The organism is Sporosarcina sp. E16_8, assembly GCF_017347095.1.
GTDB lineage: Bacteria > Bacillota > Bacilli > Bacillales_A > Planococcaceae > Sporosarcina.
The window spans coordinates 87,466-112,759 of sequence record NZ_JADPRZ010000004.1; the positions used below are offsets into that span (position 1 = coordinate 87,466).

Consider the following 25,294-nt stretch of genomic DNA (forward strand, 5'->3'; position numbering starts at 1 on the left):
ATGAAGAGTAATAAATCGCCCCTACTATTATGGGTTTTACTAGTTTCGTTATTTTTAATAGCGCTTAATTCAACCGTGCAGGCTGATCTACAGAATATCGGGAAAAGTTATGTCAATTCGGAAGTTTTTAAAGCTAATATGGATACTTTTTATCAAAATATCGGTCCAACCACTTTGAATCCGATTAATATGGAAGAAGCAGAAAAAACGATTCCGGTAGCGAAGTCGGAAATTGAAGCACACCGCAACAGATTCGGAACCATGTCTGAGCAAATATCCAACATCCAAGACCAATATGTCGATCGGATTGCAGATGCAAAAGAGTCGAAAAATGAAGAGCTGAAAGCCGTATTAATTAAAGAGCGGGACACGAAACTGGATGATATTCGTCAAAATTTTGAAAGTGATGAACATGTAGAGGCAAAAATTAGGACTAAAAAAGCAGCTATGCTGAAAGGCTATTTGAATGAAAACCTTAGGTTAGAAATTGATGAGTTTCCAGTTTTTTACGAACTAGTAGATACCAAAACAGGGGAAAAGTTTTCATATGGCGATATGTTTTCCCACGCCGCCTATAAGAAGGTATTTGATGGGGGAAATGGTTATTTAAAAGCTTCGTCTATTCCTGTAGATAGGGATTTAACTTTTATGCGTGATGATGAAATCGAACTGACTAGGGATGACATGTTGTCAATCAGCAATCCGACACGAACATTCGAAGGCGAAGTCATCGTCTCGAAAGATGCATTGAAAGATGGGTTACTCAGTCACCAGATAAAGCAATATAACCAAGACAGATATTTTACGTTTGTTCTTTGGTTAGTTGGTGCAATTGCGTTGGCCGTAGTATTCACAAAGCTTCAGTTTAAAAAAGGGTGGGTTACGGAAAACGACTGGGCTATTAAATATAGCCACCTTAAAATTGATATGAAAGTAGGTTTGCTGGGTGTATCTACTATTGCAATGTATGCAGTATTAAATATCGTTTCAAACAGATTTCGTTATTTCTATTTTATAAACGTGAGTGCGTGGGTAATGAACATAATTCAGTTCGGCTTTTTACTGTTGTTCTTATTGGCAGTTGTATTCCAGCTCGTTAATTTCATTGAACGGCTAAGACTTAAAGGAATGCTTGAAAAGGACATTGCGGACAGTTATACAGTGAGCTTCTTCAAGGCTTTTCATGATATGTTCTTGAAAAAGTCAATCGGTGTTCAAACGTTCATTTTACTTATCGGCTTTTTCCTTGCCGGGATAGGGTTCGTAGTCGTATTTCTTATGCCAGTATCTTTAATACTCTACATCCCAGCCGTCCTGTTTCTGGGCTTGCCTGCACTTTACATGTTAGTGAAGCGGTCAGCGTATTTAAACCGGATCATTGTTGCTACGGAGGCGATGGCAGCAGGACGTCTTCATGAAGAGATAAAGGTAGAAGGAAAATCACCACTTGCCGAACACGCAAATAATTTGAATAACTTGCGCGAAGGTGTTCATGTCTCAATGACTGAACAAGCGAAAAGTGAACGCTTAAAAACAGAATTGATTACAAATGTCAGCCATGATCTTCGCACGCCATTGACATCAATTATTACGTATACGGATCTCCTGAAAAAGGAAGACATTACAGCTGAAGAACGTACAAAGTATGTAGATATTTTAGACAAAAAATCACAGCGTTTGAAGACCTTAATCGAGGATTTATTCGAAGTATCGAAAATGGCGAGCGGTAACTTGGAACTAAACAAACAGCGCGTTGATATGACGCAATTACTACAGCAAGCCCTTGCGGAGCACGAGGAAGAAATCTCGAAATCAGGGCTGGACTTTAGGGTGAATTTCCCTGAATCGGCACTCGTTGCCTATGTGGATGGAAAAAGATGGTGGCGTGTTTTAGATAACTTGATTGTCAATGCCATTAAGTACACATTGCCGGGTACCCGCGTCTATATTACGCTTCGAAAAGTAGGTGATACAGCCGAATTCATCGTGAAAAATGTGACGAAGTATGAGCTCGGTGAAAATACCGACGAATTATTTGAACGCTTTAAACGGGCGGATACATCACGCCATACAGATGGTTCAGGACTTGGCCTTGCAATTGCGCAATCCATCGTTGATTTGCATAATGGGAATATGAAAATCGAAGTAGATGGGGATTTATTCAAAGTAACGGTCGTCGTGGCGGTGGTTTAACAAATAGATATACAATAATACATGTCTATTTATTAACCAAACATAACCAGCAAGTAACTTGATCACACATTGGTTCTACATGTATAGTTGCATTTTGATTGCTTTGGGATTGAACGACTACTATAGAATTACCCAGATGTCTGGATGTGTAGGGATGCGACTTTGTCGCATCCCTACACAGTTTTCCCGGTATTCCTATGGTGGTCCTTCATCCGTCGCGCTCCAAATGAATAAGTACAAAAGTGCTGAAACTTTTTGGGACGAAAGAATAGTGGGGTAACTACCCGGATAAAAGCCGCCAAAGATGCAATTTTGGCGGCTGATGCTTTCTCTATGGTTTTTTCTCTTTTATTAAAGAAGTGTCACTTTCTATAAGGTATCACACGATTATATGCATACTCTTTGCTAGAAGTAAGCAAGGAACGCATTGTACAACGTGCAAGAGTGCCCGAAATTGCATCTTCGGGCACTTACACTCTCTATAGAAAGTCATCTACTCTTTTCTTTCCAAACAACTGCACTTTTCACTTGAATAGTGTAGGAACGCGACAGGCAACTATTTACAACAGGATGACTTAAAAAAGTGTGTCTAGAAGTGATTGAGTCGCTTCTAGACACACTAGGACCCCCTCAGTAAATCTGTCATGAATAGTTAGCCGTAAGCGTGCCGGAAATAGTCCAGTGAAAATAATAAGCTGTACGCAACGCCCTTATACGGAGGGGGATGCGTACAGCTTTATTTTTTTAGAATATGGATACTAAGCTTGTTTTTCTGCAGTCTTATTCAATAGAAGTACATGATATAAACACCGATGAGTAGTACGCCAATATCCGCACACATATGAATCGTCCAAGAGGGCAAAATTGTTCCGCTTTTTTCATTGGCAAGTTGAAAGATAACTCCGCCGACCCAGAGCCCTGTCACAGCGAGTATAAGAAGAGCTGGGTTGAACCACGGAAGAAAAATCGTGATATGATAAATGGCAAACAGGAATGATGGTAAAATAAACCGAATAAGGGACTTGCCAACAAGGTTTGGCAACAGACCGCGGAAGTAAAATTCCTCTAACATCGAATTGCCGAATAGTATATAGAGGGCGATGAACGGGAATGTAGTTGTCGTTATACCTGCGCTAGCAAGGTCAGCTAGAAGTGCAGCAATGTCTATGAAGGGCTGTAAGAAGATGAACGCGACAATGATAAACCCCATGATTGCAACCCCAGAACCAATCGCGGTCATCATGCTTTTTCGATCAGTTTGGCGCAAACGTAAGAATGGGAATCCCACCTTGCGGAATAAAATGAGTGGGAGGATTAGGAAAAGAATCATTTTCGCCATTGTCTTCCATATGTACGCAACTTCTACTGATTGATCAATCCACAGTAAAAAAGCGATGCTCAATAACGATAAAACAATTCCCCGTATCATAGTAGAACCTCCAATCACTGATTCAGTATTGGACGACTCAATAATGTATAAAGTTTCATGGAAATAAATAAAATGGAAATATAGAAAGGGAGCGCTTTTCAAGCGCTCCCTAAGAAAAGATATAATACTAGCAAGTGCCTGGTACTTGATGCCTAACAGCCTTAATTAACCAATAAAGCAAGCACCAATAATAATTAACAGGATGAAAAGCACAATAATTAACGCAAACGAGCTTCCGCCCTCAGATCCCCCGTATTGACCCATTGTCAACACTCCTTTCATGAATGGTCTAATTTAACTTATGCGAATAGATTACTAGGCTCTAAGGACAAACGCCTTTACGTCTGCTGAAAAAATAGTTACTTCAGGTCATTTAGAGGAATAAGTTAACAAGATAAGAATGTGGCTAGACGGGTAATTGGAGTGGACACTCTGCTGTTTTAGATGCGATTCTACTTGCTTTTTTGATGAAATATGGTGTATCATTAATTTAAATTATGGGAATCGAACCACTATTCGGGAAAGTAGTGGGCATCCATTAGGTGCGCCGTTACCGAAGTGGAAAGGCCGTACTCTGAATTGCTATTCGAAGAAGGAGGATTAATAGTTGCTATGACAAAATCAGATGGTAAGTACCCAAACAAAGAAGATCTCGAACCGAAAGTGAAAGGGGCAGCTAGTTCCGATGAGCTTCCACTCGCGGATCCATCCGATTCGAATACATCGGATGCCTTTAGAAAAAACACCTTGGACAAAACTGGTGAGAACGAACAGTCGGCATATGGAACATACAAAACGGACACGGGTTATAATAAGCCAAAGTTGGATGAACAATATCCATCAGGTGAAAAACAAAAAGAAGACAGCAAGTTTGATCAAGAAACACACGATAAATGGAATGAAGAGAAACCGAATGAGGATCCATTTAAACCATAACTTAGTAGCGGTCGTTCCTTTTGGAGCGATCGTTTTGATTTGTCGATAAGATGCGATAGAGTTGCAGAGAAGTAAAGAAAGGAATGATTATCATCGAAACGGTGAATCAGTTAAAATTCACACGTATTTATACACTTGGACGTCTTGTAAAGTCAAAAGAAGAAGCTTGGGACGCACAACCGACGGGATTCAATAATACGATTCGTTGGAATGCGGGCCATATTTTTGTGACGATGGAAACACTCGTTCAAAAAGCAATGGAAGGTTATGAACCTGTTCATCCTGAATGGATCCCTCTCTTTGTGTCGGGATCAGGACCTAACGATTGGCAAGTAGGAAGTGTCCCATCAACAGACGAGCTCCTCGCAGCCTTAGAGGCACAACCAGAGCGTGTCATTAAAGCGCTCGAAGGCAATCAGCACAATACATTACAAGAACCGATGTCAATTGGGCCCTTGCATACGATGGCAACAGTTGAGGCGGTCGTTCAATTTGCAGTGTGGCATGAAGGCGTTCATGCAGGCATGATTAATGCATTGAACCGCTTGGCGTAAGAATAATTCATTAAGAAAATAAGCAGTCATCATACATCAGGTATAGTCTGACGTGTGATGACTGCTTTTTAATTCACTAAATCATGCTTAAACGCATAAATAACTGCTTGTGTTCGGTCTTGCACTTCTAGTTTAGCTAATAGATTGCTAACATGCGTCTTCACTGTTTTCAGGGCAATAAATAAATCATCAGCGATTTCCTGATTCGTTTTACCTTTGGCGAGGTGCAATAAAACTTCGAGTTCACGTTCCGTCAACTCATCATGGGGTTGCCGTTCATTGCCCGCTCGCATTTTGAGCATCATTTTTGTTGTGACTTCAGGTTCCAAAACCGTTTGTCCTTTCAATGTTTCACGGATGGCTTCGGCAATTCGCTTCGCATTCGATGTTTTCAAAATATAACTGATTGCGCCTGCTTCGAGTGCTGGATACACTTTGTCATCATCTAGAAAACTAGTCACGATAACGATTTTTGCTTCAGGCCACTCCTTAATAATTGCGGCAGTTGCTTCGGCACCGTTCATTTCCGGCATGACCATATCCATTAAGATAATATCGGGTCGTAACTCAAGTGCTTTTTCAACGGCTTCGCGCCCATTTACCGCTTCACCGATGACTTCCATATCGGGCTGAATCTGAAGGTAAGCCGATACTCCGATTCGCACCATTTCGTGGTCATCCACTAATAGAATCTTGATCATGAAGTTCATCTCCTTTTCGAGCAGGTAATTTCACCTCTACTATTGTTCCTTGTGAGGGGACGGAAACGATTTTGCATGTTCCGCCAATTTCAATTGCACGTTCTTTTACGTTTTGAAGCCCATATGAGCCGCCTTTTCCGTCACTATCTTTGAATCCGACACCATTATCTTGGACACGGAAAATCGCGAGTCCATCTCGTTCCACGAATAGCACATCGACCTCTGTGGCTTGTGCGTGGCGCAATGTGTTGGATAAGGTTTCCTGTGCAATTCGGAATAAATGATCTTCCGCACCTTTTGATAATGTAACTTCTTCTAAGCGAAATCGAATATCGAATAGCACTTTTTCTCTCAATTCAATTAATAGTTCTTCAAGTCCTTCTGCGAGTGATTTATTGTTCAAAGCTGCCGGTCGTAAATGAAGGAGCAATGCACGCATTTCTAGTTGCGCCTGTTGAACGATTCGCTCGACTTGGAGTACGGGTTTTTGTGCTATAGCGACTTCGTTATTTTCCGTAATAGCGGATAATAGCATCGATGCGGCGAACAGTTGCTGGGATACAGAATCATGCAGTTCGCGTGCAAGCCGCTGTCGTTCTTGTATAATTCGTTCTTGGATCAGCTTATCTTGAGCCTCCGCACGCTCATCGATAATCCGTTGCAGACTTTTTCGCTGCGTATGAATAACAGTTGACACCGTTCCGATTGCTCGATCCATGCGTGGAGAAAACTTCACATTTGAATCGAGATTTTTTTCAGTGTCGATCAACCCCGTTAACCTTTGTTCAATCGCTTTTTCTTTTGAACTTCCTAAGAAATGTGTCCAAATGGCAATACCCCAAGCCAAAACAAGGGTAGTATTCAAAATCCACCAACCAAGCGGAACTTCCGCAAATTTCAAATTGTAAAATGCAAACCAAATTTCCTCTAAAGGCAACCCAGTAATAAAATAGAAGTATACCGCGGCAATTATGGTAAATAGAAACGATAAAAAAAGTCCACGTCCGATGACTGCCTTCATTTTCGTGTCACCTCGATATCTCCGCCCCAAGTGGAAAGTGTAATGATAAGTTCAGGGGACTCAGCTGATTTCCCTTCATAACTATCTTTCATATGGAGCGACTCATTAATGAGCCGTTTTCGGTAGGTATCGAATAGCTTAGCATCACCGATTAATGTCGTGTAATGAATGCGTACGGGGATTTCGTAAGGCAATTCAATCTTGATTTTCCCAATACCTTGCCTAACGGAGATTAAAGAAGTCCCTTTTGGTAGCACTGTATCCGTGACATCGATGTGAATATCACCAAAGAGTCCTTGGATATGGATATCCTCCCACTCATAAGACGAAAAAGGGGATGACTGGACGGAAAAAAATTTGTTTTTCCATATTCCGTTGGGTGTTTCTCGCTGGAGATCTTTGAAAGGACGCATGATTTCCTCTGACGGCACACCTTTCCATAATCTCACAAGGACGTAGACGATAACGGTGAAAATGAGCACCCGTAAACTCCACAATGTGAAAAGCGCCATTGCGATAAAAAACAGGCCTGGTAAAAACAGCAGCTTCGAGCGTTTCCGCAAACCGTAATAAATAAGTCCGGCACCAAGAAGGACGAACACGATATTGCCATTATGAAAGAAAGCCGCCTCAACAAAAATGAGCAGCAGGAAAGTGAGTCCCCAAAATGTGATTTTGTTCGTATCGATTCGTTTCATCTTGTTATTCCTCCTTCTTGAGGTCAGATTATCTGTCAGTAAGGATAGTATGGAAGCAGGTACGCAACCTAAGTAAGCCGCGTTCTGCGGCGATGATTGCATACCTGCATCCTACAGTCTATTTTACACAATATCTACTTCTTTTGCGGATTCTTTCTCTAATATCCCAAGGCGGCGGTCCATAGATGACGTTTCGTACTCACGTTCAATCTTCCCACCAAGGTTTTCGATATACTTTTTCATATCTCCAACTGACGCCATTTTACTGTCTGCATTTTCAGGAGAGATGACTTGGTCCATGCGATGATGCGCGCGCGTTACGTTCTCCTTGCCCATTAATTGCAGCTGACGTACTTTCATGTCTTTTACTTTATGTTTCATTTCCTCGAATTTACGTTCCAGTGAAATCAATTCATAAGCCGTTTCCATAACACTCTCCGAAAGTTCCGCTGCACGCGTATCGTACGCAGCGATTTCCTCCTCGGCAAATGCGACTAAGTCTTCTTCACCTGCAGTTTTTGCAAGTTCGAGCTGACTGCGGCGTTTGTCGGCCATCATTTCTGCTTCTGCCAATTCTTTCTGCAGTTCTGTTTTTAGTTTACTTTGACGTTCAAGTAATTTGCCGATTGAATCGGTCTGCTTTTCTGCCTCGCGGATGTATTGATTCAACATGGCGATTGGATTTTTGCTTTCTTTTTTGTCGAGCACCGTGTGAAGATCTGCTTGTACCGAGTATTTAAATCGATTCCAAAGTGAGTTCATAGTTAGTTCCTCCTCATTATTTTGTGATTTCATTCCACTGACGTTCGAAGTTAACGAATGGATCGTTGGTGGCTTTATTGATGATGTTACTATTTTCTGTACCATGCCATTTACGCCAAGCGTACAGAACACCCACTACAGCAATGATTCCGATGAATGCTGGTACATTTGCAATTGCTGTTAACAAGCCAATGACAAGTACACCTCCCCAGAACAATTTCGAGATTGTAGAAGTGCTCTTTCTAAAGTAATGGAACCCCGCGTATGCAATCAATGCTGAAAATGCAAGTGCGAGAAGTGAGCCGAGATTCGCGATCGCAACGATTGCCGCTGTAATACCGAGTGCTGCAAGACCTAGTTTTTTCATTTGTTGTTCCTCCTTTCGTTTGTAGCTTAATCTTATAACGATTTCCGGCTCGTCCAAACGGGCGCTAAGCGGATTTTCATCTAAGACTTGAGGCTGATTCGATCTAAGTCATACTAGATTTTGTAAGTGTTTTCATGTATTCTATAATTATAAGAAAAGTTAATTAATTTGAGTGACGAGGTATGGGAATATTGCTAGGACAGCAGTTCACATCGCAGGATTCCTAATACATGTCCCTGGTGTGACAATCGACTGGCAATGCGGATTGAGCCAGCGAGCTGTTCATTTTTCGTTACAAGTCATTCTGTCAGGGGATATGGATATCTACACATCAAGTGCTGATAAAGTTAATAATCTATTGATTTCCAAAGCGCATGTTACACAAGAGGGGGCTTGGCCATTGGCAAGATACAGATTTGAAACGGATGAGCACGTCATGTTTCGGGATTCGCTCCGGAAGTTTCTTCAGAAAGAAGCGATCCCATTCTACGATGCATGGGAAAAAGATCGGCTTATTCCAATCGCATTTTGGAGAAAACTCGCAGAGATGGGATTCCTCTGTCCGCAAGTAGATGAAAAATACGGTGGGCTTGGTTTGGATTTCAGCTTCAGCGTTATTATCGGGGAAGAACTTGAGCGTGTAGGTGCGGGTCTCACGGGTGTAGGTTTGCACAATGACATCGTTGTTCCATACATTGAATCATTTGGAACGAAGGAACAGAAGGCGCGTTGGCTACCCGGATGTGTAAGTGCTGACACGATTACTGCTCTTGCAATGACAGAGCCAGGGACAGGATCGGACTTGGCTAATATCTGGACGACTGCAATTAAAGACGGTGACCACTACGTCGTGAATGGTCAAAAGACGTTTATTACAAACGGTATTAATGGAAACCTTATGCTTGTTGCTGTAAAAACCGACCCATATGCCGATCCAAAACATCGCGGCGTCAGTCTACTTATTATAGAAGAAGGAACGCCTGGATTCACGAAAGGTCGCAAACTCGATAAAGTAGGGCTACATTCGCAAGACACGGCAGAGTTGTTCTTTGAAGATTGCCGTGTTCCTGTAGCGAACCTGATCGGCGAAGAAGGAAAAGGATTCAGCTACATGATGGAAAAACTGCAGCAGGAACGGCTTGTTGTTGCGATAGCTGCACAGACGGCATCTGAAGACATGTTGGAAATGACATTGGCGTATGTAAAATCTCGAAAAGCATTTGATAAGACGATTGGTTCTTTCCAAAACACGCAGTTTAAACTTGCTGAAATTGCAACAAAAGTAGAAATTGGCAAGGCATTCCTAGAATCACTAATAGAAGATCATCTAGCGGGAAAAGACGTAGTCACGAAAGTATCGATGGCGAAATATTGGCTTACTGATACGGCGCGAGACATTTCGGCAGAGTGTATGCAATTGCACGGCGGATACGGTTATATGGAGGAATATAAAATTGCGAGGCGTTTCCGGGATATTCCTGTGGCATCAATTTACGCCGGGACGAATGAAATCATGAAAGTCATCATCGCTAAAAATATGGGTTTGTAGAAATTATAGAAGCTTGAAGGACTAATTTAGCTTCGTGTGGCATATTATCTTGCGGGACCATATGTGACGTATGTCTACGATTTCAAATCGCACTGATTATGTAAAAAAACTTAATCTACATATGTTGAACAAATGAATGCCTATAGTAATTGAGCGAAGGCGTCTTACAAAGGGGAGGAATCCACTAGCGCCTTAGCAAATTCAATGGGATTCTTTATAGCAACATATATAACTGAAAAGGGGATTGACTAATATGATGCAAACACCACTTTTATTATCTTCCTTCATTAAAAGAGCAGAGCAATATTTTCCTAACAAACTAATTATTTCACGAACAGGAGAAAGTACGATTCACCGAATACCTTATCGTGAGTTCGCAAAAAGAACGCGTAAACTGGCAGATGCCCTGACGAAACTCGGGATGGAGCACGGAACGAAAGTTGGAACGTTTGCTTGGAATCACCATCGACATTTGGAAGCATACTTCGGAGTGCCAGGAACAGGTGCCATTCTTCATATGGTGAATATTAGATTATCGCCGGAACATATTGCGTACGTCATCAACCACGCGGAAGATGAAATCCTGCTTGTCGATGATAATCTGTTTCCGCATCTTGAAAAACTTGCGCCTTACCTGAAAACGGTTAAACATTATATCATCATGGGAGACAGCACTGAAATACCGGAGACATCTCTCGAAAATGTCCATTCGTATGAAGCGCTTCTCGCCGAAGCATCTGAAGACTTTGTATTCCCAGAAGATCTCGATGAAAATACGCCAGCAGGAATGTGCTACACATCCGCTACAACGGGCAATCCGAAAGGAGTCATCTATACTCATCGCGGACTTGTGCTGCATAGTTATGCGCTAGGACTAGCTGATGCCATGGGCCTATCAGAGAGGGATGTCATACTGCCGGTTGTACCAATGTTCCATGTCAATGCATGGGGAATGCCATTCGCCGCGGTCTTTTTCGGAACAACGCAAGTCCTCCCAGGACCTGGCTTAAATCCGAAATTACTGCTGGACTTGATTGAGCAAGAGAAGGTGACTATAACAGCGGGAGTTCCAACAATTTGGCTCGCGGTGCTGAAGGAACAAGAACAGAATCCAAGAGACTTGTCATCCCTTCGAGTCGTTGTAAGCGGTGGTTCAGCTTCACCAAAAGGATTGATTCGTGCATTCGAAGAAAAACTAGGCGTACCGTTCATCGTTGGCTATGGCATGACCGAAACGTCGCCACTAGTCAGTCTATCTGTCTATTCATCAGGGATGGCCGATTTGACAATGGATGAGAAAATCGATGTCCGTGCACTTCAGGGCTTGCCAATGCCAGGTCTTGAAGTTCGTATTGTCAATGAAAACGGTGATGCGCCTTGGGATGGCAAAACAATGGGCGAATTAGCCATTCGGGGACCTTGGATTGCAAGTGAATATTACAAGGATGAGCGGACAGCAGAAGCCTTCCGTGATGGCTGGCTATTCACGGGTGATATCGCAGTCATGACAGAATTCGGCTATCTTAAATTGATGGATCGGACAAAAGATTTGATCAAGAGTGGAGGCGAATGGATTTCGTCTGTTGACTTGGAGAATGCGCTGATGACGCATGAAGATGTTTTTGAAGCAGCAGTGATAGCAATACCGCATGAGAAATGGATTGAACGTCCACTTGCGTGTGTTGTTTTGAAAGAGGGGAAGGTTGCTGACGAAGAGATGAAACAGCGGTTGCTAACTTATTTGACAGGCCAGTTTGCTAAGTTATGGGTACCGGACGATATTATCTTCTTGGATGAAATCCCGAAAACTTCCGTTGGTAAATTCCTAAAAGCCTCATTACGTAATCAATTGACCGAACATTATCAGCAAGTGTAAGACTACAAAAAGGGGCCGTAACGGGTCCCTTTTTCATGTAATCAATTAAAGAATTTAACAGCGCGATATCCCGATACTTGAATAATTAACCAAATATCCGGTACTTTAGTGAATCGTATTTTTGTAACTTAGTATAAATATAACTCCCCAGACTATGCACCATATATATCTTGGTGAGTAGTGAATAACTAGAGTGATGATTGTGGAGAGATTGTTAACCGGGGAGTAAATTGTGGATATCTTTCTCCGAAATTCGATTAATAACCTAAAAAAAAGATTTTCGATAGAAAATTCTGAAACTATAAACATTTTCTCGAGTTATCAACTGACGACTGTTGATAACTTTGCTTTTTCTAAAGATATCAACAAAAACAGTAATACTCTAGTTGGGGATTTAGACGAGTATTACTGATCTAGAATCATAGTGATGGATTCTTTTGCATAAAATAATCGATAAGAAAGGCAACTTCTTCTATAAAGGAACGTCCATTCATTTCACGGAGTCAGTTTGCACTTGCATTCGGTATTTAGTAAAGTAATAGTTGGTGGGGGCGTAGCGTGGAAAATTGGATTACTGAATTTATGGATCAGTTTGGCTATTTTGGTGTGTTTTTATTAATCATGATTGAGAATGTGTTTCCACCGATACCATCTGAAGTTATTTTGACATTCGGCGGATTCATGACGACGTATTCAGATATGACCCGATTAGGCGTCATTATTGCGGCGACTGTCGGATCGGTTATTGGAGCGATGATTTTGTATAGTATAGGGTTATTTCTCGATGTGGTACGCCTTGAGAAAATTGTCGATCGGTGGGGTGGCATTTTACGTCTTACACGAAAAGACATCCACAAGGCGGATGCATGGTTCGACAAATATGGTCCGTGGACAGTCCTGCTCTGCCGCCTAGTTCCACTAATCCGGAGCTTAATCTCGATTCCAGCAGGTATGTCGAATATGAATTTCCCGCTATTCATTTTACTTACAACAATCGGTAGTCTAATCTGGAACACGGCACTTGTTACGATCGGCGCAGCAGTCGGCGACAATTGGCAATCGATCGTCCATTATATGGACATCTATTCGAACATTGCGTACGCACTGCTAGCAATTAGCGGTATAGCGATTTGTATTTGGTATAGTCGCTTCCGTAGAAAGAGAGTGTAAGTAACTTATGGAATTATTTGATTTGATTAAAGCGTTAATACTTGGATTTGTTGAAGGTATGACGGAGTTCGCACCTGTATCTTCGACGGGTCACTTGATCATTGTCGACGATATGTGGCTGAAAACAGAAGATTTTTTAGGTAAATATCCCGCGATTACATTTAAGATTGTTATCCAGCTAGGATCGATTTTAGCGGTTGTAGTCGTATTTTGGAAACGTCTTTTCAGCCTAGTCGGTCTTTATAAGATTGATGGTGAAAAGGTGAATTCACGTTTCAATTTAGGGCATGTCATTATCGGTATGCTTCCGGCTGTCATTCTTGGATTTGCGTTTAAAGATCTGATTGATGATTATTTATTCGGAGTAGAAACGGTTATTTTTGCCTTGGTGGCAGGGGCGATTCTTATGATTGTCGCTGACAAATTTGGCCCCAAAAAACCGACAGTACAAACGTTGGACCAAATAACATACAAGCAGGCATTCACAGTCGGTCTCGTCCAATGTCTGTCGCTATGGCCAGGATTTTCGCGCTCAGGCGCCACGATTTCGGGCGGTGTGCTGTTTGGTATGAACCATCGAACGGCGGCAGATTTCACGTTCATAATGGCTGTTCCGATTATGATGGGCGCAAGCCTCGTATCGGTTTTGAAAAACTGGGAGTACCTGTCGATGGATAATCTGTCGTTTTACATCGTCGGATTCATCAGTGCATTCGTCTTTGCGCTTATCTCAATTCGCTTTTTCTTGAAGCTCATCTCGCGGATTAAGCTTGTACCGTTTGCAATTTACCGACTTATATTGGCGGCTGTATTAGCGGTTATTGTATTTTTATAAGAATTTGAAACGACTCCTGCATATTGGTTTGCGGGAGTCGTTTTTTGCTTTTAGTAACTATTATAAGAAAAACTTACCCGGATTCAGTAAGTTTTTTGGATCTAGCAGCTGTTTCATCTGCTTCATTACCTCGAGGGTCTCTTCATGTTAGGCTTGCTGAAACTTACGCTTACCTAGACCCAAACCATGTTCACCTGTACAACTGCCTCCGACTTCGATTGCTACCTCTTCTTACACCCCAGATTACGTTCCATCAAATTCAAAAAACAGCGAGTGGGCTACGGGTATATCCTAGCCCACGTAGGCATTGACTGTCTCACTGCTTTTATCCTCGACAAGCTCCATGCGTAATACGGGGATACCGCTTTGTAAAATCATTGTTGGGGCTCTCCGACACTACCTCAAGATTCAACACTTGATCACGCATGGAACCATATTTTACAGTGGTTGTTCCACTGGTATTTGTCGCAATCATTCCCCCGATTATCCAGGCAGAAACCACTGCCGAGGAAGGTATGTAGTTTGTTTTGTGAACTCGATAGTAAGAACTATCCGCAAGAAAAATAGAAGATTGCACTCATCCCATTAACTAATTAAATGAAAATTAAAACTTGACTTTTAATTTGGACATGGTAACATTCAAAACAATCACTTTCGCGCGAAGGTATTGACAACTATTAAAAAATTAAATTAATTATACATGAGAGATGGTCCAGTAATTATATTGTGAGCAGCAACAAGAGACTGAATGGTAGGTGTGAATTCAGGCAACAATATGTATGAAGTACGCCATTCGATATTCTCAACTACTAATGAAGTGGATGACCGGTCCAAAACCGGCCATCAATTAGGGTGGTAACGCGGAGAGCATCTTCGTCCCTTTCCAAGGGATTGAAGGGGCTTTTTTTTGTACCCATTTTGTCTAGCCCAGCCGCATTAGTAGTGGCAATAGCATCCATAACGAACGTTAGTATTCTTCAATTTGGATAAGTGTCTCATTTGCCGATTTTGTTCTCTATCTTGAACTTGTTATTAATTTGTTATGGTCTTATCAAAAAAAACGTACCGTAAGTTGAAAGGTGAATGGTTTATCTACCTAAGAATATACTTGTTTTAGATTGACTAGTTAATCCTAAGTGAGCTATTTCGGGGGAAATGGAGGCGGAAAATGAATAAGGAAAATGAAATAGGTGTTCAACTTGTTGAAAATGTCGATAGCGAATTCCGATTTCGGAAATACGTTGGAAAAACAGCTGTAGTAGTATCAACATTAGCTATTATTTGGTCGATTTTTCAGCTCATCGCTGCCGGTACAGGGGCACTTAATGCGATTACCCTTCGAGGATGGCATATTTTATTTATGTTAGTGTTAGTGTTTTTATTATATCCCGCACGAAAAGAAAGGAGTGGGACACTTCGCCGCCCAACCATAGTTGACATGATATGTGTGAGCTTAAGTGTCCTTGCGTTTGGATATTTATTAATTAGTTATAAAGAGATTGTACTTCGCGGAGGCTATTTACTCACAATAGACTATGTATTTGGCGCTATCGGAATTGTAATGATTTTCGAGGCAGCTCGGAGAGTTGTTGGTAACCTTGCGATTCTCGCATTAATTTTTTTATTATATAATTTTTTTGGTGAAATCGTTCCAGGATCTTTTGGGCATAGTGGATTTAGTTTGAAAAGAGTGATAGATTACCTGTTTTGGGGTAGTGAAGGCATATTTGGAATTGCAGTAGGCGTTTCAGCTACATTTGTCTTTTTATTTATTTTGTTCGGGGCATTCCTGAAAATAAGTGGATTTAGCCAGTTTATCAATGATTTGTCATTAACAATTGCTGGTCGCTCTCCAGGTGGCCCGGCTAAAGTAGCTGTCATTGCTAGTTGTTTAATGGGAATGATTAATGGAAGTGCACTCGCAAATGTAGCGACTACCGGAACAATAACGATACCTTTGATGAAAAAGACTGGATATAAACCACAGTTTGCTGCAGCGGTAGAAGCAGTTGCGTCTACTGGTGGCCAGTTTGCACCACCTATTATGGGGGCAGTTGGATTCGTAATGGCTGAATACCTCGGTGTTCCTTACACAACCGTACTTATTGCAGCGATTATACCAGCTTTACTTTATTATGTAACACTAATCATGGTTGTTCATTTTGAAGCAAAACGTTTAGGGTTAAGAGGTCTTTCTAAAGAGAATATTCCAAATGTCTTTGAGGTTCTGAAGAAACAAGGGCATTTATCATTACCACTTATTGTTCTAATGGTTATGTTGTTCAAGGGATATACGCCTGTTTATGCAGCTGTATTTTCGATTATAGCTTGTGTAGTTGCGAGTTGGGCGCGAAAAGATACACGAATGGGCATCAGAAAGATTTTACAAGCACTTGAGGAGGGGGCGAGAGGAGCACTTGGTGTAGCTGTGGCCTGCGCTATTGTTGGGGTAATTATCGGGACGGTTTCATTAACAGGTATTGGTTTGACTTTTGGCTACACGATTATGGCAAGCGCTAATGAGAGTTTACTTATTGCAAGCCTCCTTGTAATGCTGATGAGTATTGTTCTAGGCATGGGTGTACCTGGAGTGGCAGCTTACATTATTGTTGCCACAGTAGGTGCGCCGGTTCTGATAAATCTAGGTGTAGCGCCACTAGCTGCTCATATGTTCGTGTTGATATATGCTTGTTTGTCTAACATTACGCCACCAGTTGCATTAGCCTCATATGTGGCGGCAGGAATCGCAAACACGAACCAACACCAAGTCTCAATGATAGCAATGCGATTGGGTATAACCGGATTTTTACTCCCGTTCTTCTTTATCTATGAACCGGCATTACTTCTAGGGGAAGAGGCGTATACAAAGAGTATTATTCCTGTATTAACGGCCTTAGTGGGTACCGTTTCATTAGCAGCTGGTTTACAAGGTTGGCTACTAAAAGGGGCAACAGTTATTCAAAGGATTATTTTAATAGTAGTAGGGCTGCTAATGATTGCGCCTGGAATTGTGACAGATGGAATAGGTATTTGCTTCTTGTTAATTGTTGTTATCTGGCAAAGGTTAACAATGAGAATGACTAAAGAAGTGAAAGTATAGCAGAATTAAAGTACTGAAGAACTAGATTTTCTATCATGAGAGGGTGTTTGCCAATGGTTAAGAACAGTTGGAAGAAAATTATGTTGATAGGTGTGTTAGCAATGATCACTATACTTGCTAGTGCTTGTGGAAGCGATGGTACTGAAGAAACAGAAGGGGGGAAATCCTCTAAACCAGTGCAGTTGAATTTCCCAACCGCATCAACGACAGGAACAATTTATCCACTTGGCGCAGCAATGGCTAATTTATGGGGAAAAGAAGTCCAGGGTGTTCGTGTAAATGCCCAAGCTTCAAATGGCGGCGTCGATAATCTAAATTTGATGAAAAACGGTGAAGCCCATATTTCCTTTGCAACAACGGGTATCATTTGGGAAGCCTATAACGGTGAAAGAAGTTTTAAAGATCGCCAATATAAAGACGTTCGAATCGTTGCGGGGCTTTATTATAATCCCAATCAATTTGTGGTTCGAAAAGATGCAGGAATTAAATCAATTTCAGATTTAAAAGGAAAGCGCTTTGCACCAGGAGCAGTAGGAAGTACACCTGAGGTAGAATCCAGTATCATTTTACCGGAATACGGAATCGGGTATCCAGATGACATTAAAGAAAACTTTGTTGGGTTCACAGAAGCCATCGATTTAATGAGGAATAAACAAATCGATGGTGCATTGATTCAAGCAGGACTACCGACGGCAGCAGTTACAGAAATGACATCTACTGCGGATGGTGTATTGATTGGAATTGAACCGGAAGTCCGTAAATCATTAATGGAAACTTATCCGTGGTATTCAGAAGTAACGATTCCAAGTGGAACATATGAAAATCAAAAAGAAGATATCGATACATTAGCTATTAAAATGGTATTAATGGCAGACGCTTCAGTAGATGATGATACTATTTATGAATTGACAAAAGCTTTTTGGGAAAATATCGATAGTTTGAAATCTGCCCATGCAATTGTTAACCAAATGAATATAGATGAGGCGGTAACAGAACTCGCTGATATTCCAATTCATAGTGGGGCAGAACGTTACTATAAAGAAATTGGTATTTTAAAGTAGAATTTTTTTTTAGAAGGAAAGACGTCATGTCTAAAAAGGCAGGTGTTAGATGATGAAGGGAAATAAGAAAAGTATTGGATATCTTGGACCCACGGGCACGTTTACGGAGCTAGCGGTAAATGCCCTATTTCCAAATAGACAATCGGTGAGTTTGCAGGGATATTCTTCAATCCAAGCATGTTTGCTAGCAGCTCGTCAGATAGAAACCAATTATACTGTTGTTCCAATTGAAAACTCGATTGGCGGATCTGTAGATATGACACTCGATTGGCTCATTAATGAAATTAATGTACCCATTCAGGCCGAGGTACGATTACCGATACATCACGAATTATTAGCAAACCAATCACAATCATCAACTCATAATTATGAGGTTGTTTATGGACATCCTCAGGCATTAAAACAATGCAATCAGTATTTGCAAGATTTCTACCCCGATATTGAGCAACGTGCGACTGATAGTTCCGCGCTAGCAGCTAAGATTATCTCTGAAAATCCTGATGAAGCGTGGCTTGCTATCGCAAATTTCGTTGCCAAAGATATTTATGGGTTATTGGAAATAAAGAAAAATATTGAAAATAACATAATGAATATGACTCGTTTTATTGTACTGGGATATGAGGAATTAATGCTTCCTGAAGATAGTATGAAATCTTCGATAATAGTGTCTTTTCCAGAGAAAAAATTGATGATGCTTCATAAAGTTCTAGCTATTATTGATTACTGGGGGATTACACCGACAAAGATTGAGTCAGTACCTATGAAAACAGAACTGGGTGAATACGTTTTCTTAATTGATATTGATACAACAAATGTATTATCTAGTTATTTACGGGCTTGTTCTGATATACGTGACTTAAATTGTAAACTTCGGCAATTGGGAACGTATCCAGTATTAACAGCAGACATTGGATATTGATTATCCAATTCGATTAAGTAGGATCTGTGACTTGAGCTATGTCGATGATATGTGGCTTAGAATAGAGGAGTTCCTTGGGAAATATCCTGTAATCACATTAAAGATTGTGATTCAGTTAGGTTCGATATTTTCGGTTGTTGCTGTATTTTTGAAGCGTTTATGTAGTTTAGTTGGATTTAATAAAATTGATAGTGAAAAGATGAATTCACGTTTCAATTTAGGGCCTGTCATTATCGTTTTACATCGTCGGATTCATTAGCGCATTCATCTTTGCGCTTATCTCACGCGTTAAGCTTGTACCGTTTGCAATTTACCGACTTATATTGGCGGCTGTGTTAGCGGTTATTGTATTTTATAAGAATTTGAAACGACTCCTGCACATTGGTGTGCGGGAGTCGTTTTTTGCTTTAGAAATTGTATGCGTGTCAATCAATTACTATTAGAACCAAGTTTCTCCGAAACCCGCTTACCTGTTTCCATAGCTTTTTCAATAAGGTAATCCATTCGGCTGTCAGTCAGATTAAAACTGACGACGCCTATACTGATAGCGCTAATTACTTCCCCGAATCCATCCCTAACTGCCACTGCTACAGAAGTAGTTCCTGCTGTCCTCTCTCCGTGACTTATTGCGTAGCCAAGCTTTTTTATCTTTTTCAGTGTTATTTGAAATTCGGCCAGTTGTTCCTGAGGCAGGAGACTCTTTAAAACAACCAATGACTTGGAAGAAGGCATATTGGCAAGCATCGCTTTATTTGCTGCACCGATATGCATTGGAATGCGTAACCCAAGTTGGTCATAAATTCGGATTGTGTTATTAGGACTGTCAATTCTCTCTAAAATGATCGATTCTGATCCTGCAGGTCGACTGAGATAAACACTTTCATCTACTTCCTGACTTAAACGCTCCAGCTCAGGCCTAATTTTACTGATGTAGTCCATAGAATCATAAACTTGTAAACCGTACTCCAGCCATATCGTACCGAGCCGATAGCATTTGGTACGTTCGTCCTGTTCTACCATGCCTTGTTTAATCATCGCTTTCAGTAATCTATGCATCGTGCTAATAGGTAAATCGCATTGTTTAGTGAGATCGGATATAGATACTCCAGTTTCAGCTGTGTGCGTTGCAAGGGCGTTAGCCACGGACATGGCACGGTCAATTGATTGCATTTATAACACCGCCTGTCATTTAAATAACTGTTAAACATTTAATATCTTAAAAAAGTAGTTTTTATTATTCTAAATACATTGACATTGTATCACGAAAAGAATATATTTTACATATAAACTTTCCGTTGAACGGAAACGTTTTCCACAATGCGGAAAAGGGGCGTAAGAGATGACGTATTGTTCATCAATGTATAGATCATTAGAGCAGGTTATTGTGAAACATCCAAAAGAAGCCTTTAGAAATCAAAGCCATCTGGCAGATGAATGGAGAAACTTTAATTATCTTGAGGAACCGGATTTTGAAGAAGCTGTTCGTGAGTTCCAAAATTTTATATCAATCCTTGAAATGCATGTTTCACAAATTGATTATCTACCGGCTTCATCCGAAGTTGGAATGGATTCATTGTACGCGCATGACCCTGTTAAGTTTACACCGGCAGGGGCAATCATTTTGAAATCCGGTAAAACGCTTAGACAACCGGAAGCCGCAGTATATAAAGAGTTTCTTACGAATAGAAGTATTCCGGTTATCGGCGAGTTGACGGGAGATGCGGTGTCAGATGGAGGCGATATCATTTGGTTGGATGACAGGACGATTGTCGTAGGCCGAGGATACCGTACGAACGATGAAGCGATCAGGCAACTTAAAGAAATGACAGCCGATTTTGTCGATGAATTCATTGTTGTTCAACTGCCGCATGACCAAGGAGAAGCAGAATGTCTTCATCTGATGTCGTTCATCAGCATGGTCGATCATGATCTGGCAGTCGTACATTCACCATTAATGCCGGTGTTTTTCCGACAATTATTGATTGAACGAGGAATCCAGTTAATCGAAGTACCGAAAGATGAATATGACACACTCGGCTGTAACGTGTTGGCGCTAGCACCACGAACTTGCGTAATCGTTTCTGGTAACGCTTCCACGAAAAAACAATTGCTCGATGCGGGAGCGACCGTCTATGAATATAAAGGCGAAGAAATCAGCGTAAAAGGGACGGGCGGACCGACGTGTTTGACATCTCCCGTTGTTAGAAACTAAATAATTAGGAGTGAATGGATATGTTTGAAAATATAATTGTAAAAACACCTGGGAAAAGTTATTTGAATGGATTAACGACATCAAATCTTGGGAAACCGGTATTTGAACCATTATTGGAACAGCACAAATTATACGTAGAAGCATTGGAGAAATGCGGTGTTACGGTTACTCAACTGCCAGCGAGCGAAGAATTTCCGGACTCAACGTTTGTGGAAGATGCGGCGGTGCTGACATCCGATTTCGCAGTTATTACAAATCCGGGTGCGGAATCACGGAACGGTGAAATAAAAGAGATTGAATCTGTACTAAAAGGATTTTACGATAAATTCTATTATATTAAATCACCTGGCACATTGGACGGCGGAGATGTTCTTCAAGCAGAAAATCACTTTTATATTGGTATTTCTGAACGGACGAATCCAGAAGGTGCACGCCAATTGAAAGAAATTTTGGAACAAGAAGGAAATGAAGCAACGATCATTCCATTAAAAGAGTTTTTCCACTTAAAAACTGGAATCGCTTATCTTGGAGATAATCGGATGGTCGTAGCGGGAGAATTTATAAATCATCCAGCATTCGAGTCATATGAAAAAATCATCATAGACCAGGAAGATGAGTATTCTGCAAACTGTATCCGAGTCAATGACTATGTAATTATCCCAAAAGGGTATGAGAAAACAAAACGTAAGTTTAATGAAGCGGGCTATAAAACAATCGAACTTGAAATGTCTGAAGTACAAAAGCATGACGGCGGATTGAGTTGTCTGTCGTTACGGTTTTAATAGACTGAGGAAATAATAAATACGTGGGGAAACAGGGGAGGATACTTTATGTCAAACAATAGGGAACAAGCGCAAGATAATCTATTAAAACGTTCCATGAAAAGTCGCCATTTATTTATGCTTTCTCTAGGAGGGGTAATTGGAACGGGCTTGTTCTTGAATGTTGGCTACACCATCAATCAGGCCGGTGCAGGCGGGGCTATGATAGGCTATTTAATAGGTGGTCTAATTTTGTATATGGTTATGGTCTGTCTTGGGGAATTGGCTGTTCATATGCCAGTGACAGGCTCTTTCCAAGCATATGCATCACGTTACATCAGTCCTTCTGCCGGTTTTTCACTTGGCTGGATGTATTTTGTAGGTTCTGCCGCTACGGCGGGAGTCGAATTTACTGCTGCGGGAATCCTTATGCAACATTGGTTCCCGAATACTCCGATTTGGATTTGGTGTTTTGTATTCATGATTCTCTTATTCTCGTTAAATGCATTGTCTACGAGAGGGTTTGCAGAAGCAGAGTTTTGGTTCGCGGGTATTAAAGTTGTTGCGGTAGTCCTTTTCATCATCATTGGAATAGCAGCAATTTTTGGATTCATTCCAATGGATGGCCGTTCAACTCCGTTTTTAGCGAATTTAGCTCCGACCGGACTGTTTCCCGCTGGGATTGCAATTATATTTGTTACAATGATGAATGTCATTTTTTCCTATCAAGGTTCTGAGTTGGTAGGAATTGCAGCAGGAGAAACGGAAGACCCTGAAAAGAATATACCTATAGCAATCCGGACGATACTTGTTAGGATTATCGTTTTCTATATTGCTTCTATTGTAGTGTTATCGGCTATTTTTCCAGCATCGGAGCTTGGCTTGCTCGCGAGTCCATTCGTAACGCTAATGGAGGTAACAGGAGTACCGTATGCTGCTGGTATTATGAACTTTGTCATTTTAACGGCGATTTTGTCGGTTGGGAACTCCTGTTTATACGCTTCCACGCGTCTTCTATGGGCAATGGCGAATGATGGGATGGCACCTAAAATATTCGGACGCCTTTCGAAAAGAAAAGTTCCACTTACGGCCTTGCTCTTTACAATGTCATTCTCTCTTTTGTCTTTATTAACAAGTGTGATGGAAGCTGATACTGTATTCATTTTGCTAATGTCCATTGCGGGTATTTCTGTTACGATTTCATGGATGGGAATTGCATTTTCTCAATTCATGTTCCGTCGTCATTATTTGAAGGCGGGTGGAAAATTGGAGGACCTGAAATATAAAGTCCCTTTCTATCCTTATGTTCCATTGTTCTGTATTGTATTTTGTCTTCTCATCCTCGTCTTTTTAGCATTCGATCCAACGCAGCGAATCGGTCTTTACTACGGAGTTGGATTCTTTGTCGCATGCATGTTGTTTTATAAGTTAAGATTGGAAAAAGCAAGCAAAAGTGTAGTTGACATTGAAGTGAAAATACTAGAATAAAGGAGAATTACCATGAATCAATTACTATGGGGCACACCCTCTACACTTCGTTCACTGTTATGTGAACTTGTTAGCTGGGATAGCCGTACGTTAACAGAAGGGGAAAATACATTTGCTCCAAAATTAGAGGCAAAATTAAATGAATTAGCGTATTTCATAAATAACCCGAATCAGTTGGCACTTCACGATGCGGGCCTTGGTCGTCAAGCTGTCACTGCTTTGTACAAGCATCCTGAAGCGACAGAAACGATTGTTCTTATAAGTCACTTCGATACCGTATGGACTGAAGAATATGGTGTGTTGGAGCCGTTCGCATTTTATCCGGAGATGCTGACGAAAATGTTGTCTGAACCCCAGCATAATGCTGATCTTCCAGAGGATGCGCGCATCGACCTGGAGACTGGGAATTACCTGTTTGGTCGAGGCACAATGGATATGAAAATGGGGCTTGCGCTTCATATGCAACTCATTGAAAAAGCCAGTGTTGAGAAATGGCCAATCAATCTATTATTAACAACGGTTCCTGATGAAGAGGTAAACTCAGCGGGCATGCGTGCTGCAGTGGCGGAGCTTGTTCGTATTCGTGAGGAGCAAGGGTTAACGTATAAACTATTTTTAAATAGCGAGCCATCGTTTTCTCAAAACCCAACGGATATTGCTGAATATGTCTACTCGGGTACCATCGGGAAAATCATGCCCGCTGCATTGTTCTATGGCAAAGAAACGCATGTCGGTGAGCCAATGAAAGGCATGACTGCAAACTATATTGCTTCGTATCTGACGCAACGGATGGAATGGAACGAATTATTCCGAGAGACGGTTCTCGGAGAAAGCACGCCGCTGCCGGTTTCACTGCAACAAAAAGATTTGAAGCTTCAATACTCGACGCAGACGCCTTACCGCGCAGTGGCATTATATAATGTTTTCCTTATGAAGCGTACGGCATCAGAAGTGATGGATTTATTCGAACAAGTGGCTCTCGAGGCAATGTCAGCGTGCAACGATAGCTACAAAATCATTTGTGAACGAGAGCAAGTGAAGGGTGTAGGGGAAGTGAACGTTTTGCGTTATGAGCAGCTCCTTGAACATGCTTTGATAAAATTAGGGGCTAAGGAAGTTGACCGCTTGAAGCAAGAAGTACTCCATAATGAAGAGTGGGACGATCGTGAAAAGTCGCTTCGAATCGTCGATAGCCTGATGATTCAGTGCCAGGAACTTGCGCCTTCAACTGTCCTTCTCTACGCACCGCCTTACTATCCAGCAATTAACTCGTCGGATAACCCGCTTGTCATCCAGTCGATTGAATTGATGAAGAAAACAGCAGAAACATTCAACAATACAGTCGAACAGATCCATTACTTCAATGGTATCTGCGACCTAAGTTATGTTAACTACGACGATGACGCAAATGGCTGGGCTGCATTCGAAAGAAATACGCCGGTATGGGGCGAAACGTATAGCATTCCATTCACTGAGATGGCCCAGTTGAAAGCTCCCGTTCTCAATGTAGGTCCGTTTGGGAAAGACGCACATCAACGAACAGAGCGTTTACACGTTGACAGTGCTTTCGTTGAAATGCCTGTTATGTTGGAAACGCTCGTGAAAAGCATGTGTGTCACGATTGAAAGCCTGGAAACATGCACAGGCTAATATGACTGGAAA

Annotated in this window: 22 protein-coding genes and 3 pseudogenes; 15 read left to right on the forward strand and 10 right to left on the reverse strand. The window is 41.3% G+C overall.

Going from position 1 to position 25,294, the window contains the following annotated elements; all coding sequences use genetic code 11:
- Positions 1–2,193 (forward strand): sensor histidine kinase, encoded by a 2,193-nt coding sequence (locus I2484_RS05295; protein WP_207149998.1) that lies wholly within the window; start codon positions 1–3, stop codon positions 2,191–2,193.
- Positions 2,194–2,977: 784 nt separating this feature from the next.
- On the opposite strand, the gene I2484_RS05300 is transcribed toward I2484_RS05295, so the two are convergent.
- Both I2484_RS05300 and I2484_RS05305 read right to left on the reverse strand, forming a co-directional pair.
- Positions 2,978–3,622 (reverse strand): CPBP family intramembrane glutamic endopeptidase, encoded by a 645-nt coding sequence (locus tag I2484_RS05300; protein WP_207149999.1) that lies wholly within the window; start codon positions 3,620–3,622, stop codon positions 2,978–2,980.
- Between the two features lie 165 nt (positions 3,623–3,787).
- The gene (locus I2484_RS05305; protein WP_370569575.1) at positions 3,788–3,904 is read right to left on the reverse strand and encodes a YjcZ family sporulation protein; all 117 of its coding nucleotides are present in this window, start codon (positions 3,902–3,904) and stop codon (positions 3,788–3,790) included.
- Between the two features lie 330 nt (positions 3,905–4,234).
- Here I2484_RS05305 and I2484_RS05310 point away from each other — a divergent pair, with 330 nt between their 5' ends.
- Both I2484_RS05310 and I2484_RS05315 read left to right on the forward strand, forming a co-directional pair.
- Positions 4,235–4,558: a hypothetical protein gene (locus I2484_RS05310; protein WP_207150000.1), complete on the forward strand. Its 324-nt coding sequence runs from the start codon at positions 4,235–4,237 to the stop codon at positions 4,556–4,558.
- A gap of 83 nt (positions 4,559–4,641) precedes the next feature.
- Positions 4,642–5,112 (forward strand): DinB family protein, encoded by a 471-nt coding sequence (locus tag I2484_RS05315; protein WP_218627925.1) that lies wholly within the window; start codon positions 4,642–4,644, stop codon positions 5,110–5,112.
- 68 nt (positions 5,113–5,180) lie between these two features.
- On the opposite strand, the gene I2484_RS05320 is transcribed toward I2484_RS05315, so the two are convergent.
- The 5 genes from I2484_RS05320 to I2484_RS05340 form a co-directional block, all read right to left on the reverse strand.
- On the reverse strand, positions 5,181–5,813 hold the full coding sequence (locus I2484_RS05320; RefSeq protein WP_207150001.1) for a response regulator: 633 nt from the start codon (positions 5,811–5,813) through the stop codon (positions 5,181–5,183).
- Positions 5,788–6,834, reverse strand: coding sequence for a sensor histidine kinase (locus tag I2484_RS05325; RefSeq protein ID WP_207150002.1), 1,047 nt, complete (start codon positions 6,832–6,834; stop codon positions 5,788–5,790). The genes I2484_RS05320 and I2484_RS05325 overlap by 26 nt, the downstream gene beginning before the upstream one ends.
- Positions 6,831–7,532 (reverse strand): cell wall-active antibiotics response protein LiaF, encoded by a 702-nt coding sequence (gene liaF, locus I2484_RS05330; RefSeq protein ID WP_207150003.1) that lies wholly within the window; start codon positions 7,530–7,532, stop codon positions 6,831–6,833. Before liaF ends, I2484_RS05325 begins: the two co-directional genes overlap by 4 nt.
- A gap of 123 nt (positions 7,533–7,655) precedes the next feature.
- Entirely contained in the window at positions 7,656–8,294 is a 639-nt protein-coding gene (locus I2484_RS05335) for a PspA/IM30 family protein (RefSeq protein ID WP_207150004.1), read from the reverse strand.
- A 16-nt stretch (positions 8,295–8,310) separates the two neighbouring features.
- Positions 8,311–8,661, reverse strand: a complete 351-nt coding sequence (locus I2484_RS05340) for a lmo0954 family membrane protein (RefSeq protein ID WP_207150005.1) — start codon at positions 8,659–8,661, stop codon at positions 8,311–8,313.
- Positions 8,662–9,061: 400 nt separating this feature from the next.
- Here I2484_RS05340 and I2484_RS05345 point away from each other — a divergent pair, with 400 nt between their 5' ends.
- The 4 genes from I2484_RS05345 (at position 9,062) to I2484_RS05360 (ending at position 14,091) form a co-directional block, all read left to right on the forward strand.
- The gene (locus I2484_RS05345; RefSeq protein WP_207150006.1) at positions 9,062–10,210 is read left to right on the forward strand and encodes an acyl-CoA dehydrogenase family protein; all 1,149 of its coding nucleotides are present in this window, start codon (positions 9,062–9,064) and stop codon (positions 10,208–10,210) included.
- 253 nt (positions 10,211–10,463) lie between these two features.
- Positions 10,464–12,086 (forward strand): long-chain fatty acid--CoA ligase, encoded by a 1,623-nt coding sequence (locus I2484_RS05350; protein WP_207150007.1) that lies wholly within the window; start codon positions 10,464–10,466, stop codon positions 12,084–12,086.
- 558 nt (positions 12,087–12,644) lie between these two features.
- Entirely contained in the window at positions 12,645–13,256 is a 612-nt protein-coding gene (locus I2484_RS05355; protein ID WP_207150008.1) for a VTT domain-containing protein, read from the forward strand.
- Between the two features lie 7 nt (positions 13,257–13,263).
- Positions 13,264–14,091, forward strand: a complete 828-nt coding sequence (locus I2484_RS05360; RefSeq protein WP_207150009.1) for an undecaprenyl-diphosphate phosphatase — start codon at positions 13,264–13,266, stop codon at positions 14,089–14,091.
- A gap of 60 nt (positions 14,092–14,151) precedes the next feature.
- On the opposite strand, the pseudogene I2484_RS05365 reads toward I2484_RS05360, so the two are convergent.
- Together I2484_RS05365 and I2484_RS05370 are read right to left on the reverse strand one after the other, a co-directional pair.
- A pseudogene (locus I2484_RS05365) lies at positions 14,152–14,274 on the reverse strand (FAD-linked oxidase C-terminal domain-containing protein).
- A 211-nt stretch (positions 14,275–14,485) separates the two neighbouring features.
- A pseudogene (locus I2484_RS05370) lies at positions 14,486–14,575 on the reverse strand (FAD-binding protein); the annotation flags it as partial.
- 684 nt (positions 14,576–15,259) lie between these two features.
- On the opposite strand from I2484_RS05370, the gene I2484_RS05375 reads away from it, so the two are divergent.
- From I2484_RS05375 to I2484_RS21940, 4 genes and pseudogenes are all read left to right on the forward strand, one after another.
- Positions 15,260–17,191: a TRAP transporter permease gene (locus I2484_RS05375; RefSeq protein WP_207150010.1), complete on the forward strand. Its 1,932-nt coding sequence runs from the start codon at positions 15,260–15,262 to the stop codon at positions 17,189–17,191.
- A gap of 53 nt (positions 17,192–17,244) precedes the next feature.
- A complete protein-coding gene (locus I2484_RS05380; RefSeq protein ID WP_255551111.1) occupies positions 17,245–18,252 on the forward strand; it encodes a TAXI family TRAP transporter solute-binding subunit in 1,008 nt (335 codons plus the stop codon).
- A 49-nt stretch (positions 18,253–18,301) separates the two neighbouring features.
- Entirely contained in the window at positions 18,302–19,171 is an 870-nt protein-coding gene (pheA, locus tag I2484_RS05385) for a prephenate dehydratase (RefSeq protein WP_207150011.1), read from the forward strand.
- A gap of 40 nt (positions 19,172–19,211) precedes the next feature.
- Positions 19,212–19,406 (forward strand): annotated as a pseudogene (locus tag I2484_RS21940) (undecaprenyl-diphosphatase); the annotation flags it as partial.
- Positions 19,407–19,600: 194 nt separating this feature from the next.
- Here I2484_RS21940 and I2484_RS05395 read toward each other — a convergent pair.
- Entirely contained in the window at positions 19,601–20,341 is a 741-nt protein-coding gene (locus I2484_RS05395) for an IclR family transcriptional regulator (protein ID WP_207150012.1), read from the reverse strand.
- A gap of 169 nt (positions 20,342–20,510) precedes the next feature.
- Here I2484_RS05395 and I2484_RS05400 point away from each other — a divergent pair, with 169 nt between their 5' ends.
- Genes I2484_RS05400 through I2484_RS05415 form a run of 4 tightly spaced genes read left to right on the forward strand, consistent with a single transcriptional unit; the run spans position 20,511 to position 25,282 of the window.
- Complete coding sequence (locus I2484_RS05400; protein ID WP_207150013.1) at positions 20,511–21,383, forward strand: dimethylarginine dimethylaminohydrolase family protein; 873 nt, start codon at positions 20,511–20,513, stop codon at positions 21,381–21,383.
- Between the two features lie 20 nt (positions 21,384–21,403).
- The gene (locus I2484_RS05405; protein WP_207150014.1) at positions 21,404–22,165 is read left to right on the forward strand and encodes a dimethylarginine dimethylaminohydrolase family protein; all 762 of its coding nucleotides are present in this window, start codon (positions 21,404–21,406) and stop codon (positions 22,163–22,165) included.
- Positions 22,166–22,213: 48 nt separating this feature from the next.
- Positions 22,214–23,632, forward strand: coding sequence for an amino acid permease (locus I2484_RS05410; RefSeq protein WP_207150015.1), 1,419 nt, complete (start codon positions 22,214–22,216; stop codon positions 23,630–23,632).
- Positions 23,633–23,644: 12 nt separating this feature from the next.
- Positions 23,645–25,282, forward strand: coding sequence for a M20/M25/M40 family metallo-hydrolase (locus I2484_RS05415; protein WP_207150016.1), 1,638 nt, complete (start codon positions 23,645–23,647; stop codon positions 25,280–25,282).
- The last annotated feature ends 12 nt before the right edge of the window (positions 25,283–25,294 follow it).

Excerpts from the sequence above, each read along its gene's own strand:
- I2484_RS05340 (WP_207150005.1), bottom strand. The coding sequence starts at position 8,661 with ATGAAAAAACTAGGTCTTGCAGCACTCGGTATTACAGCGGCAATCGTT.
- I2484_RS05360 (WP_207150009.1), top strand. The coding sequence starts at position 13,264 with ATGGAATTATTTGATTTGATTAAAGCGTTAATACTTGGATTTGTTGAA.
- I2484_RS05310 (WP_207150000.1), top strand. The coding sequence starts at position 4,235 with ATGACAAAATCAGATGGTAAGTACCCAAACAAAGAAGATCTCGAACCG.
- pheA (WP_207150011.1), top strand. The coding sequence starts at position 18,302 with ATGATGAAGGGAAATAAGAAAAGTATTGGATATCTTGGACCCACGGGC.
- I2484_RS05350 (WP_207150007.1), top strand. The coding sequence starts at position 10,464 with ATGATGCAAACACCACTTTTATTATCTTCCTTCATTAAAAGAGCAGAG.
- I2484_RS05300 (WP_207149999.1), bottom strand. The coding sequence starts at position 3,622 with ATGATACGGGGAATTGTTTTATCGTTATTGAGCATCGCTTTTTTACTG.
- I2484_RS05315 (WP_218627925.1), top strand. The coding sequence starts at position 4,642 with ATGATTATCATCGAAACGGTGAATCAGTTAAAATTCACACGTATTTAT.
- I2484_RS05395 (WP_207150012.1), bottom strand. The coding sequence starts at position 20,341 with ATGCAATCAATTGACCGTGCCATGTCCGTGGCTAACGCCCTTGCAACG.
- I2484_RS05295 (WP_207149998.1), top strand. The coding sequence starts at position 1 with ATGAAGAGTAATAAATCGCCCCTACTATTATGGGTTTTACTAGTTTCG.
- I2484_RS05305 (WP_370569575.1), bottom strand. The coding sequence starts at position 3,904 with ATGAAAGGAGTGTTGACAATGGGTCAATACGGGGGATCTGAGGGCGGA.
- I2484_RS05415 (WP_207150016.1), top strand. The coding sequence starts at position 23,645 with ATGAATCAATTACTATGGGGCACACCCTCTACACTTCGTTCACTGTTA.
- I2484_RS05335 (WP_207150004.1), bottom strand. The coding sequence starts at position 8,294 with ATGAACTCACTTTGGAATCGATTTAAATACTCGGTACAAGCAGATCTT.
- I2484_RS05410 (WP_207150015.1), top strand. The coding sequence starts at position 22,214 with ATGTCAAACAATAGGGAACAAGCGCAAGATAATCTATTAAAACGTTCC.
- I2484_RS05405 (WP_207150014.1), top strand. The coding sequence starts at position 21,404 with ATGTTTGAAAATATAATTGTAAAAACACCTGGGAAAAGTTATTTGAAT.
- I2484_RS05400 (WP_207150013.1), top strand. The coding sequence starts at position 20,511 with ATGACGTATTGTTCATCAATGTATAGATCATTAGAGCAGGTTATTGTG.
- I2484_RS05380 (WP_255551111.1), top strand. The coding sequence starts at position 17,245 with ATGGTTAAGAACAGTTGGAAGAAAATTATGTTGATAGGTGTGTTAGCA.
- I2484_RS05320 (WP_207150001.1), bottom strand. The coding sequence starts at position 5,813 with ATGATCAAGATTCTATTAGTGGATGACCACGAAATGGTGCGAATCGGA.
- I2484_RS05375 (WP_207150010.1), top strand. The coding sequence starts at position 15,260 with ATGAATAAGGAAAATGAAATAGGTGTTCAACTTGTTGAAAATGTCGAT.
- liaF (WP_207150003.1), bottom strand. The coding sequence starts at position 7,532 with ATGAAACGAATCGATACGAACAAAATCACATTTTGGGGACTCACTTTC.
- I2484_RS05325 (WP_207150002.1), bottom strand. The coding sequence starts at position 6,834 with ATGAAGGCAGTCATCGGACGTGGACTTTTTTTATCGTTTCTATTTACC.